15 protein-coding genes are annotated in these 16634 nt (G+C 67.0%); 6 read left to right on the plus strand and 9 right to left on the minus strand.

Annotated elements, in window-relative coordinates; genetic code table 11:
* Positions 1-10: 10 nt before the first annotated feature.
* The 3 genes from ribD to HWX31_RS04660 all read right to left on the minus strand — a co-directional run bounded on the left by ribD (position 11) and on the right by HWX31_RS04660 (position 3030).
* Positions 11-1132: a bifunctional diaminohydroxyphosphoribosylaminopyrimidine deaminase/5-amino-6-(5-phosphoribosylamino)uracil reductase RibD gene (ribD, locus tag HWX31_RS04650; RefSeq protein ID WP_174963353.1), complete on the minus strand. Its 1122-nt coding sequence runs from the start codon at positions 1130-1132 to the stop codon at positions 11-13.
* 15 nt (positions 1133-1147) lie between these two features.
* A complete protein-coding gene (gene hemL, locus HWX31_RS04655) occupies positions 1148-2434 on the minus strand; it encodes a glutamate-1-semialdehyde 2,1-aminomutase (protein ID WP_059631499.1) in 1287 nt (428 codons plus the stop codon).
* 143 nt (positions 2435-2577) lie between these two features.
* A complete protein-coding gene (locus HWX31_RS04660) occupies positions 2578-3030 on the minus strand; it encodes a hypothetical protein (RefSeq protein WP_059615708.1) in 453 nt (150 codons plus the stop codon).
* A gap of 213 nt (positions 3031-3243) precedes the next feature.
* Between HWX31_RS04660 and HWX31_RS04665 the strand changes: the two genes are divergently transcribed.
* Positions 3244-4461 carry a Bcr/CflA family multidrug efflux MFS transporter gene (locus tag HWX31_RS04665; protein ID WP_174963355.1) on the plus strand — a complete coding sequence of 406 codons (1218 nt, stop codon included), beginning with the start codon at positions 3244-3246 and terminating at the stop codon, positions 4459-4461.
* Between the two features lie 278 nt (positions 4462-4739).
* On the opposite strand, the gene HWX31_RS04670 is transcribed toward HWX31_RS04665, so the two are convergent.
* Entirely contained in the window at positions 4740-5081 is a 342-nt protein-coding gene (locus HWX31_RS04670) for a hypothetical protein (RefSeq protein ID WP_174963357.1), read from the minus strand.
* A 37-nt stretch (positions 5082-5118) separates the two neighbouring features.
* Between HWX31_RS04670 and HWX31_RS04675 the strand changes: the two genes are divergently transcribed.
* On the plus strand, positions 5119-5436 hold the full coding sequence (locus HWX31_RS04675) for a hypothetical protein (protein WP_174963359.1): 318 nt from the start codon (positions 5119-5121) through the stop codon (positions 5434-5436).
* 152 nt (positions 5437-5588) lie between these two features.
* On the opposite strand, the gene HWX31_RS04680 is transcribed toward HWX31_RS04675, so the two are convergent.
* From HWX31_RS04680 to zwf, 3 genes are all read right to left on the minus strand, one after another.
* Positions 5589-7517, minus strand: coding sequence for a bifunctional transcriptional regulator/glucokinase (locus HWX31_RS04680; RefSeq protein ID WP_059617960.1), 1929 nt, complete (start codon positions 7515-7517; stop codon positions 5589-5591).
* Positions 7495-8175: a 6-phosphogluconolactonase gene (gene pgl / locus HWX31_RS04685; protein WP_174963361.1), complete on the minus strand. Its 681-nt coding sequence runs from the start codon at positions 8173-8175 to the stop codon at positions 7495-7497. Before pgl ends, HWX31_RS04680 begins: the two co-directional genes overlap by 23 nt.
* Positions 8176-8262: 87 nt before the next feature.
* Positions 8263-9732 (minus strand): glucose-6-phosphate dehydrogenase, encoded by a 1470-nt coding sequence (gene zwf, locus HWX31_RS04690; RefSeq protein ID WP_059617955.1) that lies wholly within the window; start codon positions 9730-9732, stop codon positions 8263-8265.
* A gap of 426 nt (positions 9733-10158) precedes the next feature.
* Here zwf and HWX31_RS04695 point away from each other — a divergent pair, with 426 nt between their 5' ends.
* The 4 genes from HWX31_RS04695 (at position 10159) to HWX31_RS04710 (ending at position 14613) form a co-directional block, all read left to right on the plus strand.
* Positions 10159-11406, plus strand: a complete 1248-nt coding sequence (locus tag HWX31_RS04695; protein ID WP_059615702.1) for an ABC transporter substrate-binding protein — start codon at positions 10159-10161, stop codon at positions 11404-11406.
* A 147-nt stretch (positions 11407-11553) separates the two neighbouring features.
* Positions 11554-12489, plus strand: coding sequence for a carbohydrate ABC transporter permease (locus HWX31_RS04700; RefSeq protein WP_059615701.1), 936 nt, complete (start codon positions 11554-11556; stop codon positions 12487-12489).
* A complete protein-coding gene (locus HWX31_RS04705) occupies positions 12479-13336 on the plus strand; it encodes a carbohydrate ABC transporter permease (RefSeq protein ID WP_059617951.1) in 858 nt (285 codons plus the stop codon). The genes HWX31_RS04700 and HWX31_RS04705 overlap by 11 nt, the downstream gene beginning before the upstream one ends.
* 158 nt (positions 13337-13494) lie before the next feature.
* A complete protein-coding gene (locus HWX31_RS04710; protein WP_059483717.1) occupies positions 13495-14613 on the plus strand; it encodes an ABC transporter ATP-binding protein in 1119 nt (372 codons plus the stop codon).
* 542 nt (positions 14614-15155) lie between these two features.
* On the opposite strand, the gene HWX31_RS04715 is transcribed toward HWX31_RS04710, so the two are convergent.
* Both HWX31_RS04715 and HWX31_RS04720 read right to left on the minus strand, forming a co-directional pair.
* Positions 15156-15779: a trimeric intracellular cation channel family protein gene (locus HWX31_RS04715; RefSeq protein ID WP_042584535.1), complete on the minus strand. Its 624-nt coding sequence runs from the start codon at positions 15777-15779 to the stop codon at positions 15156-15158.
* Complete coding sequence (locus HWX31_RS04720; RefSeq protein WP_175933873.1) at positions 15766-16542, minus strand: Smr/MutS family protein; 777 nt, start codon at positions 16540-16542, stop codon at positions 15766-15768. The genes HWX31_RS04715 and HWX31_RS04720 overlap by 14 nt, the downstream gene beginning before the upstream one ends.
* Positions 16543-16634: the final 92 nt, after the last annotated feature.

Raw genomic sequence — 16634 nt, forward strand, 5'->3', positions numbered from 1 at the left:
ACGATTCCGTTCAATGAGAGGCGTTGGGCGACGCGAAGCGCGCCAGGATCCGCAGATCGTCGCCGATCCGCTCGATGCCGTGAAACGTGAGCCGCGCGCGCGCGTCGAGGCTTGCCGGCGCGGCGAGATCGAACATGCCGGCCGCGTCGGCGCCGAGCAGGCTCGGCGCGAGGTAGACCAGCAGTTCGTCGACGCAGTGCTCGCGCAGCAGCGAGCCGTTCAGCTTGTGGCCGGCCTCGACGTGCAGCTCGTTGATGCCGCGCGCGCCGAGCGCCGTCAGCATGCCCGGCAGGTCGACCTTGCCGTGCGCGTTCGGCAGCGGCACGATTTCCGCGCCGCGCGCCTTCAGCGCCGCCGCGCGCGCTTCGCCCGCGGCGTCGAGCCGGCCGCAGAAGATCAGGAGCGGCGCGCCTTCGAGCAGACGCGCGTCGAGCGGCAGCTCGAGCCGGCTGTCGACCAGCACGCGCCGCGGCTGGCGCGGCGTGTCGATGCCCCGCACGGTCAGCTGCGGGTCGTCCTCGCGCACGGTGCCGATGCCGGTGAGGATCGCGCACGCGCGCGCGCGCCACGCATGGCCGTCGAGCCGCGCGTCGTCGCCGGTGATCCACTGGCTCTCGCCGGACGGCAGCGCGGTGCGGCCGTCGAGCGACGCGGCGGTTTTCATCCGCACCCACGGGCGGCCGCGCGTCATCCGCGACACGAAGCCGATGTTGAGTTCGCCCGCTTCATGCGCGAGCAGCCCGCAGCGCACGTCGATGCCCGCGTCGCGCAGCATCCCGAGGCCGCGCCCCGACACCTGCGGATTCGGGTCTTCCATCGCCGAGACGACCTTCGCGACGCGCGCGTCGATCAGCGCGTTCGCGCACGGCGGCGTGCGGCCGAAGTGGCTGCACGGCTCGAGCGTCACGTAGACGGTCGAGCCCGTGACGTCGTGGCCGCGCGAACGCGCATCCTTCAGCGCCTGCACTTCCGCGTGATCCTGGCCGGCCGGCTGCGTGAAGCCTTCGCCGATCACGTCGCCGTCCTTGACGATCACGCAGCCGACGCGCGGGTTCGGCGTCGTCGTGTACATGCCGCGCGCCGCGAGCGCGAGCGCGCGCTGCATGTGGGCGAAATCGGTATCCGAGAACATCCGCGCGGCCCCGGCTTACGCGGCCGCCAGCGCGGCGAACGCGCGGCGCGCGGCGGCGAGCGTCGCGTCGATCACCGCGTCGTCGTGCGTGCTCGACACGAACCCGGCTTCATACGCGGACGGCGCGAAATAGACGCCCTCGTCGAGCATCAGGTGGAAGAAGCGGTTGAAGCGCTCGACGTTGCTCTGCGTGACTTCCGCGAAGCTCGCCGGCACGCGCTCGGCGAAATAGAGGCCGAACATCGCGCCGATCGAATCGGCCGCGAACGGCACGCCGGCCGCGCGCGCCTCGGCGGCGAGGCCGTCGGCGAGGCGCTTGGTCTGCGCGGTGAGCGCGTCGTAGAAGCCGGGCGCCTGGATCAGCTGCAGCGTCTTCAGGCCCGCGGCGACCGCGATCGGGTTGCCCGACAGCGTGCCGGCCTGGTAGACGCCGCCGAGCGGCGCGAGGTGGGCCATGATGTCGCGGCGGCCGCCGAACGCGGCGGCCGGCATCCCGCCGCCGATCACCTTGCCGAGGCAGGTCAGGTCGGCCGTGATCCCGTAGTACGCCTGCGCGCCGCCGAGCGCGACGCGGAAGCCGCACATCACTTCGTCGAAGATCAGCACCGCGCCGTGCTTCGTGCACAGCGCGCGCAGCGCGTTCAGGAATTCCGGCGTGCCGCGCACGAGGTTCATGTTGCCGGCGACCGGCTCGACGATCACCGCGGCGATCTCGTCGCCGAACGCGGCGAACGCTTCCTCGAGCTTGGCGACGTTGTTGTATTCGAGCACGGTCGTGTGCTTCGCGATGTCGGCGGGCACGCCGGCCGACGTCGGGTTGCCGAACGTCAGGAGACCCGAGCCGGCCTTCACGAGCAGGCTGTCCGCGTGGCCGTGGTAGCAGCCCTCGAACTTGACGATGCGGCTGCGGCCCGTGAAGCCGCGCGCGAGGCGCAGCGCGCTCATCGTTGCCTCGGTGCCGCTCGACACCATCCGCACCTGCTCGATCGACGGCACGAGCTTGCAGATTTCCTCGGCGATCTCGATCTCGGCCTCGGTCGGCGCGCCGAACGAGAAGCCATCGCCGAGCACCTTCTGCACGGCCGCGAGCACTTCCGGATGGACGTGGCCGACGATCATCGGGCCCCACGAGCCGATGTAGTCGATGTACTGCTTGCCGTCGGCATCCCAGAAGTACGGGCCTTGCGCGCGCGACACGAAGCGCGGCGTGCCGCCGACCGAGCGGAACGCGCGGACCGGCGAGTTGACGCCGCCGGGAATGGTTTGCTGCGCGCGTTCGAAGAGGATCTGATTGTTGGACATGAGCGAAACCTGCGAGAGAACGGCGCGGGCGGGCCGGTGCACGGGCCGCGGCGCCTGGGCGGAACGATCGTCCGATTGTACCGGAGACGCGCGCGGCGAGCCGGCGGGCGGCGTGCGGCCATTCGGCGCGTGGGGATTCGGCCCTAGCGCGGCGGCTTGCGCTTGCCGGTCAGCTCGGCCCAGCGCTTCTCGAGGGGGCCCTCGACCATCGGCTTGATCGACGTGCCGGAGGTCTGCGCGTCCCACGTCTGCACCGAGTACGGGTGCACGCGCAGTGCATCGCGCGGGATCGCGACTTCCCGGTGCGCGTCGACGAGCCAGTCGTAGACGAAGTCGATGCACAGGCGGTAGCCGCGCTTCGTCGACGGATCGGGCACCTCGTACGGCGCGCGCGTCACGTAGCCGGAGCCGAACACGCCCTTGGGGTCCTTCGCGACCCGGTGCAGGAACACGCGGTCGCCCGGCAGGATGCCGCGCGCGAAGCCGCAGCCCCACACGTCGTGCACGGCCTCGCCGGCCTTCACGCGCGCGGCGACGTCGGGCAGCTCGGGCCACGGCCATTTCTTGGGGCTCCAGATCAGCAGGAAAGCGGTCATCGGTTCGGTCGGGGCGGGGATTGGTCAGACAAGGGAAGCAAGCTTAATCCAATCGACGCACGGCGGCGCGCCGCGCGCGGGTTGGCGCCCAATCAGGTGACCTGAAAAAGTTGCGCGTACAATCATGGACTTGGCGGCGCCGCACCCGGCTGCCGCGCTCCCGTCTTCACCGCCGCGCGCGCCCGATGCGCGCCGGCTCCTTTGCGGATTTCCATGTCTCACGTCATCCGTCGCCGGCCCGATGCCCGGCTGATCCTGTTGCTCGGCGCACTCGCCGCCTGCGGGCCGATCGCCACCGACATGTACCTGCCGAGCCTGCCGTCGATCGCGGCAGGCTTCTCCGTCAGCCCCGGCGCCGCGCAGCGCACGCTGACGAGCTTCATGGCCGGCTTCTCGATCGGCATGCTGCTGTACGGCCCGCTGTCCGACACCTGGGGCCGGCGCCCCGTGCTGCTCGGCGGCATCGCGCTGTTCACGCTCGCGAGCATCGGCTGCTTCGTGGCCGGCTCGATCGACATGCTGATCGTCGTGCGCTTCCTGCAGGCGCTCGGCGCCGGCGCGGCGTCGGTGCTCGCGCGGGCGATCGCGCGCGACGCGCACGAACCGACCGACGCGGCGAAGGTGCTGTCGATGGTGGCGATCGTCACCGCGGTCGGGCCGCTGCTCGCCCCCTTGCTCGGCGGACAGATTCTGCGCTTCGCCGGCTGGCGCGGCGTGTTCGTCGTGCTCGCGGCGTTCGGCGCGCTGTGCGCGGTGACCGCATACCTGCGCGTGCCCGAGACCTGGCCGAAGGAGCGGCGCAAGAGCGCGGCGGTGCTCGCGTCGTTCGCGTCTTACGGACGCATCCTGTCCGATCCGGTCGCGTGGGGGCACATGCTGTGCGGCGGGATGGCATTCGCGTCGATGTTCTCGTACATCACCGCGACGCCGTTCGTCTATATCGAGTACTTCCACGTGTCGCCGCAGCATTACGGGCTGCTGTTCGGCCTGAACGTGGTCGGCATCATGATCGGCAACTTCTCGAATACGCGGCTCGTCGGCCGGGTCGGCTCGCTGCGGCTCATCGCGGCGGCGTCGCTCGTGAGCTGCACCGCGTCGCTCGCGGTCGCGCTCGTCGCGCTGACGGGGTGGGGCGGGCTGTGGTCGATCGTGGTGTGCCTGTTCTTCGTCGTCGGCGTCGTCGGCATCTTGTCGGCGAACTGCACGACCGACCTGATGCATCGCTATCCGCACAACGCGGGCGCGTCGGCGGCGGTGTTCGGCGCGATGCAACTCGCGCTCGGCGCGCTTGCGAGCGTTGCGATCGGCGCGCTCGCGGACGGCACGCCGTTCGCGATGGGCGTGACGATCGGTGTGACCGGCGTGCTGTGCTTCGTCGGGCGCTATCTCGTATTGCGTTGGCACGGACGGCCCGTGCCAGCCGGGGCTTGAGCGGCGCGGCGAGATTTGCGGAGGGGGGACGACTGACGTGGCACGAATGCGGCGGAGCGATTACAGCGCAGTCGTGAATTCGTGTTCGGGTAGCGATTGCCAAGCGAAGCCCGCGTGATGCGCCTCGGTTTGTAAAGCGTCGGTCAGTGCGCGCGTGAATGCTGCCGTGAGCGGCAGATTCCCTGCTTGTTAACCAGGGTGCCGCCTTCCCCGGAAGATGATTTCGTGTTCGAGATCACGCCGCTAAAGTGGATGAAAGGGAGTGGGTTGGTGTTTCCTTAATGTGCGCGTATCCATTTTAAAAATTTCCCCCAAAGCCCCTTCCGGTCGCGAGGCTTTTCGTGTTTTTTGTCGGAAGAAAGGTAGTCAAGTGCAAAATCTGAAATGCCTTCTATTGTTGGTGGGCAGTCTGGGTTTTTTATTATTGGCATTTCAAAATTCCGGAACACTCTTATTAAAAATAAGGAAATGTCATCGTGATGGATTTTAAAGTCTTCGAGTATATTCGTATTTTTTGATACTTCGTTTCGCTCAATAAATGCAATTTCCTTGATGAAAATGTCAATTATTGTTTCAATTGCCTCTTCTTTCGAGGGGATTGGTTGAGGTTTGGTTTTCATGTCTTGCGTCATACTGGATGCCTTGGAGGGCTGATTAATGGCTTATTCTGTGCTCGCGATCACACTGCGCAAAAGTGCGTGGGTCGCGAAAGCAGATAAATCAGCGTTTTCCTGGTTATTCCAGTGTGGGGTGCATGCGAATAACCCATTGGCTTATGCGCATCTCGCTATGCTTTGGTGTTGTTGCATGAATGGACGGGTCATTCGTCGTGTGGCAGATTTGTGCGTTACTCTAAAAAACACGACGGATGACTGCGAGGATATCCGAATTTCGAAAAAACTCGATCTCCTGCGGCAATTTATGCGACATCGTTATGCAGGCGCATCCCTTGTCACCACTGATGATGCAACCTGAATCGCGCAGTCGTTACTTTGTTGCGCAGTGTTAATTCGTCGATTTACCCACTGCGGCCCGTCAAGTAAATCTCCCAATGCAAAACACCCCGAACGCCGGACCAGCCATCCGGCGTTCGGGGTGTCGTTCACCCGTGGCGTCTTACCGCCGCGTTAATCCCGCGCTGCGTCCCTCGCCGCCGGCGACGCGCCGTGGCTCAGCCAGTCGAGCACGTCGGCGGTTTCGTCGTCGTTCGCGCGCGCCTTCGCCTGCGCGACGGCCTCGCTCAGCTCCGCGTTCGGCGCCGCGCGGCGGATCGCGACACCGACCGCGAGGATGTCGATCATCAGCAGATGCAGGATCCGCGAGATCATCGACAGTTGCGATTCGCGCATCTCGATGTGATCGGTCTCGAGCGCGACGGTCGCGCGCTTCGCGAGCGGCGTGTTGCTCGACGTGATCGCGATCACCTTCGCGCCGGCCTGCATCGCGACTTCGAGCACGCGCAGCAGCTCGGGCGCGCGGCCCGACTTCGACACCGCGACGATCACGTCGCCCTTGCCGAGCAGCGCCGCCGACGCGGCCTGCATGTACAGGTCGCCGTACGCGATGGTCGGAATCCCGAAACGGAAGAACTTGTAGTGCGCGTCCTGCGCGACGATGTTCGAATTGCCGAGCCCGTAGAACTCGATGCGCCGCGCGCCGTTCAGGATCTCGATCGCGTTCTCGACGTGCTCGAAGTTCAGGTGCTCGCGCAACTGCAGGATCGACGACACGGTGTTGTCGAGCACTTTCGCGCCGAAGTCGGTCGCGGTGTCGCCGAGATGCACCTGGCTGTGGCTCATCGGGATCGTGCCGGTGAGGCCCGTCGCGAGCTTCAGCTTGAAGTCGGACAGCCCCTGGCAGCCGAGCGAGCGGCAGAAGCGGATCACGGTCGGCTGGCTCACGTCGGCCTTGCGCGCGATGTCGACGATCGGGTCGTTGATGATCGAGCGCGGATGGTTCAGCGCGAGATCGGCGACGCGGCGCTCGGCCGGCGTGAGCGCGTCGCGCATCTGGCGGATCCGCTCGAACACGGCCGACGACGCGCCGCCCGAACGGTTCGACAGCTGTTCCGCGAGGATCGCCGACACGCCGAGGAACGCCGGATATTCGGCGGTGATCAGGTAGGTCGGGATGTTCGCGAGATACGCTTCGAAGCGTCCCTTCGCCTCGAAGCGCGCGCGGAACGGCGAGCGCGTGAACAGCTCGCCGAGCTTCAGCGCGACCCCGCCGCCGATGTAGACGCCGCCGAGCGAGCCGAGCGTCACCGCGATGTTGCCGGCGAACGTGCCGAGGATCGAGCAGAAGCACTCGACCGTCTCGAGCGCGAGCGCGTCGCCCGCATGCGCGCGCTCGACGATCTCGGCGGTGTCGACGCTCGCCGCGACGCGCTTCTTGTCGCGCGCGGCGAGCGCACGATAGACGATCTCGATGCCGGGCCCCGCGCACACGCGTTCGAACGATACGTGCGGAAACTTCTTGCGCGCGTACTGCAGCACGAGATCCTCGCGCTCGTCCTGCGGCGCGAACGACGCGTGGCCGCCCTCGCTGCCGAGCGCGATCCAGCGGTCGTCGGCCGGAATCAGCCCGGACACGCCGAGCCCGGTGCCGGGGCCGAGCAGCCCGATCACGCCGTTCTGGCGGCGCGTGCCGCCGCCGATCTGCACGCGCTGCGCATCGGTCAGGCCGGGCAGCGCCATCGCGAGCGCGGTGAAGTCGTTGACGACGAGCAGCGTGTCGAAGCCGAGCGCGCGGCGCGTCGCCTCGATCGAGAAGGTCCAGTCGTGGTTGGTCATCGTGACCTGATCGCCGTCGACCGGGTTCGCGATCGCGATCGCCGCGTGGTTCACGCGGGCGATCTTCACGTCCTTCAGGTATTTGCGGATCGCGTCGGCGAGCGTCGGATACTCGGCGCCCGGGTAGACACGAATCTGCGTGATCTCGCCCGGGCCGGTTTCCAGCGCGAAGCGCGCGTTGGTGCCGCCGACGTCCGCGAGCAGGCGCGGGCCGTCGGCATGCTGGCCCGCGGCGGCGACTTTACTTTGCGCACCAGTAGACATCGAGCTGGGTCCCCTTGTCGTTGGCCAGTTGCGAAATGGCGTTCTTCTGCGGCGACGAGGCGGCGGCCTCGAGCACCTCGCGTTTGCGGCTGCCCGCGATCAGCAGAAATAGCCGGTCGATGCGCTTGAGCGCATCGAGCGAAAAGCTCACGCGCGCATGCGGCGCGGCGCCGGGATGCACGGCGACGAACCGCTCGGCGGTCGTGATCGCGTGTTCCCATTCGGGCGCATCGGCGAAGATCGACGCGGTATGGCCGTCCTCGCCCATGCCGAGCACGGCGACGTCGGGCAGGCGGTGTGCGGGGTTCGCGTTCAGCGCGGCGACGTGCGCGTCGAGCGCGGCGCCGGTGTCGACGAGCGGCAGGAACGTGGCGGGCGCGGCCGCATGCTGCAGCAGCGTGTCGCGCACGAGGCGCGCGTTGCTCGCGGCATCGTCTTCCGGCACCCAGCGGTCGTCGACCAGCGTGACGTCGACGTTGGCCCAGTCGAGCGCCGCATGCGACAGTGTCTGCAGGAACGGGCGCGGGCTGGTGCCGCCGGACACCGCGAGCGTCGCGCGCGCGGGGCGGGCGAGCGCCGCGCGCAGCGCGTCGCCGACCGCCTGCGCGAGCGCATCGCCTTGCGCTTCCTGGGTGTCGAAAGCGTGAATCTCGATCACATCTCCTCCGGACTGCTGTTGTCTGTTGAATCGTATGGTGTTTGGGTACGACGGCGGGCGCCGCGTGCGCAGCGCCCGCCCATTGCATCAGTTCTCTTCTTCGAGCCAGCAGGTGCCGTGCTGCGCGAGCATCGCGCTCGCCGCGGCCGGGCCCCACGTGCCGGCCGCATACGGCTTCGGCGGCTTCAGCGAGCGCGCCCATTCGTTCAGGATCGGCTCGACCCAGCGCCATGCGGCTTCCTGCTCGTCGCGGCGCACGAACAGGGCGAGGCGGCCGTTGATCACGTCGAGCAGGAGGCGCTGGTACGCCTCCATCTGGCCTTCCTTGAAGAACTGGTCGAACGCGAGGTCGAGGTGCACGCTCGCGAGGTTCATCCCTTCGCCGGGCTGCTTCGCGAGGCAGTACAGGCGAATCGTCTCGTTCGGCTGCAGGCGGATCACGAGGCGGTTCGCGCCGGGGCGCAGCGCGGTCGGCCCGAGTGCCGAGTGCGGCACCGGACGGAAGTTGACGACGATCTCCGCGACGCGGTCGGCGAGCCGCTTGCCGGTGCGCAGGAAGAACGGCACGCCGGCCCAGCGCCAGTTCTCGATCTCGGCCTTCAGCGCGACGAAGGTCTCGGTCTGGCTGTCGGGCTTCACACCCGGCTCGGTCGCGTAGGCCGGCACCTGCGCGCCCTTGATCACGCCCGCGTGATACTGGCCGCGCACCGCGACCTTGCCGATGTCGCGCGGATCGACGGGCTTCAGCGCACGCAGCACGCGCAGCTTCTCGTCGCGCACCGAATCGGAATCCATCGAGTGCGGCGGCTCCATCGCGACGATCGACAGCAGCTGCAGCAGGTGGTTCTGCACCATGTCGCGCAGTGCGCCGGTATTGTCGTAGAAATCGCCGCGCGCCTCGACGCCGAGCTCCTCGGCGATCGTGATCTGGATGCTCTCGACCCATTCGCGGCGCCACAGCGGCTCGAACAGCGCATTGCCGAAGCGCAGCGCGAGCAGGTTCTGCACCGGCTCCTTGCCGAGGTAGTGGTCGATCCGGTAGATCTGGTCTTCCGCGAAGATCTCGCCGACCGCGTCGTTGATCGCGTTCGACGAGCGCAGGTCGTAGCCGAGCGGCTTCTCGAGCACGATGCGCGCGCCCTGGTTCAGGCCGACCGACGCGAGCGCCTTGCAGATCGGCACGAACAGCGACGGGCCCGTCGCGAGATAGAACACCCGGATGCCGGACAGCTGGCCGACCGTGTCGCGCAGCACGGCGTAGTCTTCCGCACGGCCGAGATCGAGCTTCACGTACACGATGCGCTCGATGAAGCTTTTCCAGGCGGCCTCGTCGAATGCGCCGCGCGATGCCTTCGCCGCATGCGGCTTCACGTGTTCCTCGACCCACTCGAGATACTCGGCGAGATCGGCCGAGTGACGCGCGACCGCGACGATCTTGCCGCTTTCCGCCAGCATGTTTGCGCGGTGCGCCTCGAACAGCGCCGGGAGGATCTTGCGCATCGACAAATCGCCGGTGCCGCCGAAAAGTACGAAGGTAAAGCTGGAATCGGTATGCATGTGTCTCCGCCCGGGTTGGGGTGCTTTGAAGCGATCCGTAGTGCGATAAAAATATTTTTGACACTGAATTGTAGTTTAACTACAATCCGCCGCAAGGGGTAGCACCCGGACGAAGAAAAAATGAAGCGCGGTCGATGCAACAGCGCGTGCTTCGTCGCCGGGAGCACCATGTGCCGAATGTTATCGGACATTGATGGCGCGCATCGTGCGCACGTCGTCGGCCCCGGGCTCGCGCCGCGTCGCGGCGGGCCAGAAACACAAGAGGAGACACGCCGTTGAATCTCAAGTCACGCTTTCTGTAAGAGCCCGGCCGGTCATCGGCCCCGTACGCGCGCAGCGTCTCGCGGCTCGATTTCCCCGTCGTCACCAAGAAGCCGGTTCCTGAAGGGAACCTCACGAGTTGATTCAGTCTGGAGGAGATAAGTAATGAAAGTTCGCGCGATCATGGGCGCGCTGTGCGCGGCAGGCCTGATGGCCGGCGCCGCGGCGGCGCAGGCGGCCGAGAATGTGACGGTGCTGCACTGGTGGACCTCGGGCGGCGAATCGAAGGCCGTCGGCGTGCTGAAGGACGACCTGCAGAAGCAGGGCTACGTCTGGAAGGACTTCGCGGTCGCGGGCGGCGCGGGCGCAGCGGCGATGACCGCGCTGAAGACCAAGGTGATCAGCGGCGACGCGCCGTCGGCCGCGCAGATCAAGGGTCCGCTGATCCAGGACTGGGCCGAGCAGGGCGTGCTCGTCAACATCGACCAGGCAACCGGCGACTGGAAGCAGAACCTGCCGCCGGAAATCGACAAGATCATGAAGTACAAGGGCCACACCGTCGGCGCGCCGTTCTCGGTGCATCGCGTGAACTGGCTCTATATCAACAAGGCCGCGCTCGACAAGGTCGGCGCGAAGGCGCCGGCCACCTGGCCCGAATTCTTCGCGGTCGCCGACAAGCTGAAAGCCGCGGGCATCCAGCCGATCGCGATGGGCGGCCAGCCGTGGCAGGACCTGACGCTGTGGGAAGACGTCGTGCTGTCGCAGGGCCCCGCGTTCTACAAGAAGGCGCTGGTCGATCTCGACCAGGCGACGCTGACCTCGCCGCAGATGCTCGACGTGTTCAATACCGTGCGCAAGATCCAGGGCTACTTCGACAGCGGCCGTAACGGCCGCGACTGGAACCTCGCGACCGCGATGGTCATCAACGGCAAGGCCGGCATGCAGTTCATGGGCGACTGGGCGAAGGGCGAGTTCGAGAGCGCGGGCAAGAAGGCGGGCAAGGACTACATCTGCGCGCCGGTGCCGGGCACCGCGAACGCGTATACGTTCAACGTCGATTCGTTCGTGTTCTTCCAGCAGAAGGGCCAGAGCGCCGCGACGCCGGGCCAGCTCGCGCTCGCGAAGACGATCATGACGCCGGACTTCCAGGAGCAGTTCAGCCTGCTGAAGGGCTCGGTGCCGGTGCGCCTCGGCGTGAAGATGGACAAGTTCGACGACTGCGCGAAGAAGTCGTATGCGGACGAGCAGACCGCGATCAAGTCGGGCGGCTTCGTGCCGTCGCTCGCGCACGGCATGGCGCAGGGCGACGCGACCGCCGGCGCGATCACCGACGTCGTGACGAAGTTCATGAACTCGCAGCAGGATTCGAAGAGCGCGGTCGCCGCGCTCGCGAAGGCCGCGAAGGTGAAGTAACGCACGCGGCGAGCGCCCGGCCCGCGCCGTTTCGTCCGCCGGGCGTTCCTGCATGCGCAGCAAACGGGCCCGCCCGCCGGGCCCGCGCCGCACCCGACGCCGGCCCCGATCCGGCCGGCGTTACTCTCGTTCCAGGAGTCGAATCAAGTGGCTGCCCCTCTTAGCGGAAACGGATCCGGCGCTGCCGTCAGGCGCACGTCGCCGATGTCGGCCTTCGCCGATCGCTGGATTCCGAAGCTGGTGCTCGCGCCCAGCGTGGCGATCGCCGTGGTGTTCATCTACGGCTTCATCCTGATTACCGGCTATCTGTCGCTGACCCGTTCGCGGCTGTTGCCGAACTACGAATTCGACGGCTTCGGCCGCTACACGGACCTGTTCCAGAACGACGTGTGGTGGACCTCCGCCGCGAACCTCGGCTGGTTCGGCATTCCGTTCATCGCGATCTGCGTCGCGCTCGGCCTCTTTCTCGCGATCCTGCTCGACCAGAAGATCCGCAACGAAGGCGCGCTGCGCGCGGTCTTCCTGTACCCGATGGCGCTGTCGTTCATCGTGACCGGCACCGCGTGGCAGTGGATCCTGAACCCGGGCCTCGGCCTCGAGAAGGTGATGCACGACTGGGGCTGGACGAGCTTCTCGTTCGGCTGGCTCGACGATCCGGACAAGGCGATCTTCTGCGTCGTGATCGCGGCCGTATGGCAATCGACGGGCTTCGTGATGGCGCTGTTCCTCGCGGGCCTGCGCGGCGTCGACAGCGAGATCTTCAAGGCCGCGCAGGTCGACGGCGCGACGCTGCCGACCATCTATCGCAAGATCGTGATCCCGAGCATGCGGCCCGTGTTCTTCTCGGTGCTGCTGATTCTCTGCCACATCACGATCAAGACCTTCGACCTCGTCGTCGCGCTGACGGCGGGCGGGCCCGGCACGTCGTCGTCGCTGCCGGCGATGTTCATGTACACGTTTTCGTTCAACCGCGGCCAGCTCGGCCTCGGTGCCGCATCGTCGGTGATGATGCTCGCGACGGTGGTGGCGGTGCTCGTGCCGCTGATGTATATGGAATCGAGGAGCACCCGCAATGCAGCCTAAGATGCAAATCAGCCGCGCTGTGATCTACGCGGCGCTGATCCTGTTCGCGCTGTACTTCCTGTTCCCGATCTACGTGATGCTGTCGACGTCGTTCAAGGATCTCGACCAGCTGCGCACCGGCAACCTGCTGACGCCGCCGACGCACTGGACCCTCGATCCGTGGGTGAAGGCGTGGAGCGGGGCCTGTACCGGCGTGCGCTGCGACGGCATGAAGCCGTTCTTCCTGAACTCGCTGCAGATGGTGATCCCGGCCGTGCTGATCTCGTCGCTGATCGGCGCGTTCAACGGCTACGTGCTCACGCACTGGCGCTTTCGCGGCGCGGACGCGCTGTTCACGATGATGCTGGTCGGCTGCTTCATCCCGTTCCAGGTGATCCTGCTGCCGATGGCGCGTCTGCAGGGGATGCTGGGCCTCGCCAACACGATTCCCGGCCTCGTGTTCGTGCACGTCGTGTACGGCATCGCGTTCACGACGATGTTCTTCCGCAACTTCTACGTGAGCGTGCCGGCCGAGCTCGTGAAGGCGGCGCGCATCGACGGCGCGGGCTTCTTCACGATCTTCACGAAGATCCTGCTGCCGGTGTCTCTGCCGATCTTCATGGTGTGCCTGATCTGGCAGTTCACGCAGATCTGGAACGACTTCCTGTTCGGGATCGTGTTCTCCGGCGTCGACTCGATGCCGATCACGGTCGCGCTGAACAACCTCGTCAACACGTCGACGGGCGTGAAGGAATACAACGTCGACATGGCGGGCGCGATCATCGCCGCGCTGCCGACGCTGCTCGTCTACGTGATCGCCGGCCGCTACTTCGTGCGCGGCCTGACGGCGGGCGCGGTGAAGGGCTGAGCGCGGTGTCATACGAGACGACGAACCGGCCGCGCGCGACGCGCGGCGCATCGAAACGAACCCGACGCGGCGCGCGGAACGCGCCGAGCGTTGCATGAGACCGGAGTAAGCGCTGAAGCGCCAACTCCGGCCGACACACGAGACAGAGGATTCACAGCATGGCAAGCCTTTCCATCCGTGACGTGTACAAGACCTACCCGAACGGGGTGCCGGTCCTGAAGGGTGTCGACATCGACATCGAGGACGGACAGTTCCTGATTCTCGTCGGCGGCTCGGGCTGCGGGAAGTCGACGCTGCTCAACATGATCGCCGGGCTCGAGACGGTCACGAGCGGCGAGATCCGGATCGACGGCAAGGTCGTCAACGACCTGTCGCCGAAGGACCGCGACATCGCGATGGTGTTCCAGTCGTATGCGCTTTATCCGTCGATGACGGTGCGCGAGAACATCTCGTTCGGCCTGAACATCCGCAAGGTGCCGAAGAGCGAGCAGCAGCAGATCGTCGACCGTGTGTCGCAGATGCTGCAGATCCAGCACCTGCTGGACCGCAAGCCGGGCCAGCTGTCGGGTGGCCAGCGCCAGCGCGTCGCGATGGGCCGCGCGCTCGCGCGCGACCCGGCGCTGTTCCTGTTCGACGAGCCGCTGTCGAACCTCGACGCGAAGCTGCGCATCGAGATGCGCGCGGAGATCAAGCTGCTGCACCAGCGCCTCGGCACCACGATCGTCTACGTCACGCACGACCAGATCGAGGCGATGACGCTCGGCGACCGCATCGCGGTGATGAAGGACGGCGTCGTCCAGCAGTTCGGCGCGCCGCAGGACATCTACGATTCGCCGTCGAACCTGTTCGTCGCGGGCTTCATCGGCGCGCCGCCGATGAACTTCATCAACGGCCGGCTGGTGGAGCAGGGCAGCGGCGTCGCGCTGGAGATCGACACGGGCGTCACGCGCGGCGCGCTGAACCTGCCGTTCGACGCGGGCAAGCTGAAGGCGCACGTCGGCCGCGAGGTGATCCTCGGCCTGCGGCCGGAGCGCATCACCGACGTGCGCCACGCGCACAACGGCGACGCATCGCACCTGCAGCCGCTCGACGTGCGCGTCGACGTGACCGAGCCGACCGGCCCGGATACGCACGTGTTCGCGCAGGTGAACGGCAAGCGCATCGTGAGCCGCGTGCACCCGGCCGCGAACCCGCAGCCGGAGCAGACGCTGTCGCTGCTGTTCGACGTGTCGAAGGCGGTGCTGTTCGATCCGGCGTCGGAAGAGCGGATCGCGTAACGCGAATGAGCCGGGCCATCGACGGCGTATCTTGTTGCGCACTCGAATGGGAGACGCGTCGATTGCCCGGTTTCAAGAGACGCCCCCGAGTTCGACGCAGTTGTCAGGCCATTTGCGCCCGTACAGCGAGATGATGCGAGGGGGGCGTTCACAACGGCATCGGACCCAATCTCCATCCAGGGCTTGAAGCCTTCCGCCGGGAGCGAGGTCGCGCATTCGGCCTTTGTCCGGAGAGCCGGGAGCCGCTTCGATCGTTCCGACGCTTTCGCAGGTGTTGCACCACGCCCATTGTCCGAGGAACGCGATTCTTCGGCGCCCGCCGTCGTCACCCGTGATCGTTCCGCATTTTCCTTCCTTGAGTACGTGGCCTCCGCTGTCCAACGGATCGCCTTCGACTACCGCATAACGGATGCTCATGCCGCTTTCCACTCGGTTGTCATCACCGGGCGGAACGTAGCATGGCGCCATTGGGCGCCGAAAGGGATATGTAAAAGACTGTGTCCGATGGATCGCGTCCGTTCCGGACGACTGATGGTCTGCGCTCAGTGCGGCAGCCGCACGTCGAACTTGAACGTGACGAGCCGCGCGACGAGGATGAAGCCGGTCGCCGTCAGCACGCTGTAGACCGAATCGACGTCCAGCCACATGAGCAGCAGGTAGAACCAGCAGCCGACGAACGCGCAGGTCGCATACGGCCGCGAATCGCGCAGGATCAGCGGGATGTCGTTGCACAGCACGTCGCGGATGATGCCGCCGACGACGCCGGTGATCACGCCCATCATCACCGCGATGAAGCGCGGCATTTCGGCGTCGAGCGCGATCGACGTGCCGGACACGCTGAAGATGCCGAGGCCGACCGCATCGGCGACGAGCAGCGTCCGTTCGGCCGACAGCCGCGACAGCATTCGCAGCACGAACGGCGCGCACAGCGACAGCGCGAAGATCACCAGCACGTAGTCGTCGTGCACGACCCAGTAGAACGGCCGGCGTTCGAGCAGGATGTCGCGCAGCGTGCCGCCGCCGAACGCCGTCGCGAGCGCGACGACGAACGTGCCGACCGAATCGAGCCGGTTCTTGCGCGCTTCGATGAAGCCGGAGATCGCGAACGCGAGCGTCGCAATCGCCTCGAGTACCGTGATCGCGAGCGTCAGCCTAGGATGCGGCACGCGGCCCCCGCTCACCGGGCGCGGCCAGCGGCTGCAACAGCACGAGCACCGCGCCCGCGCCGCCGTCGTGGTCGCGCGCCTCGCAGAATGCGATCACTTCCTCCTTCTGCACGAGCCACGCGCGCACCTTGCCCTTCAGCACCGGCTCCTTGCCGACCGAGCCGAGGCCCTTGCCGTGGATCACGCGCAGGCAGCGCAGCCCCTTCTTGCCGGACTCGCGGATGAACTCGGCGAGCGCGTCGCGCGCTTCGTCGCGGCGCATCCCGTGCAGGTCGATCTGCGCCTGGACGATCCACGCGCCGCTTCTCAGCTTGCGCACGACGTCGCGGCTCACGCCGGGGCGGTGGTAATAGAGCGACTCGTCGCTGTCGAGCAGCGTCTCGGGATCGAATTCGTCGGATAGCGTCGCGTTCAGCACCGCCTCCTCGTCGCGCTGGGTCTGCTTCGGCACGGGCGCGGGCGGCTCGCGGCCGGACGCGGCGCGCGGCGGCGCGCTGAGCGGCCGGATCGCGCCGATCTCGTTGCGGAACAGGTTCGCGTCGGCTTCGGCCTGGCGCGCGGCTTTCGCGGTTTCGACGCGATCGCGCTCGCGGCGCTCGGCTTCGCCCTTGAGCGCGGTGCGCAGCGCGCCGAGGCCGGCGAGGCCCTGGCCGCGCAGCGCGGCGGGCTCGGGCGCCGGCGGCGCGGCCGGGGCGGGTTGCTGGGGACGGGCGGCGGCCTGCCGCTTCGCGGGGTCGCTGGGATGGGGCTGGTTCTTCGCCATGATTCACACACGCAAGGCAAACGCGCGCGGGCGCGCGGGCATGAAAAAAGCCGCTGCGTCGGCAGCGGCTTTTCGTCAAGCGTGCGTCGCGG

This window comes from Burkholderia ubonensis (assembly GCF_902833085.1).
GTDB lineage: Bacteria > Pseudomonadota > Gammaproteobacteria > Burkholderiales > Burkholderiaceae > Burkholderia > Burkholderia ubonensis.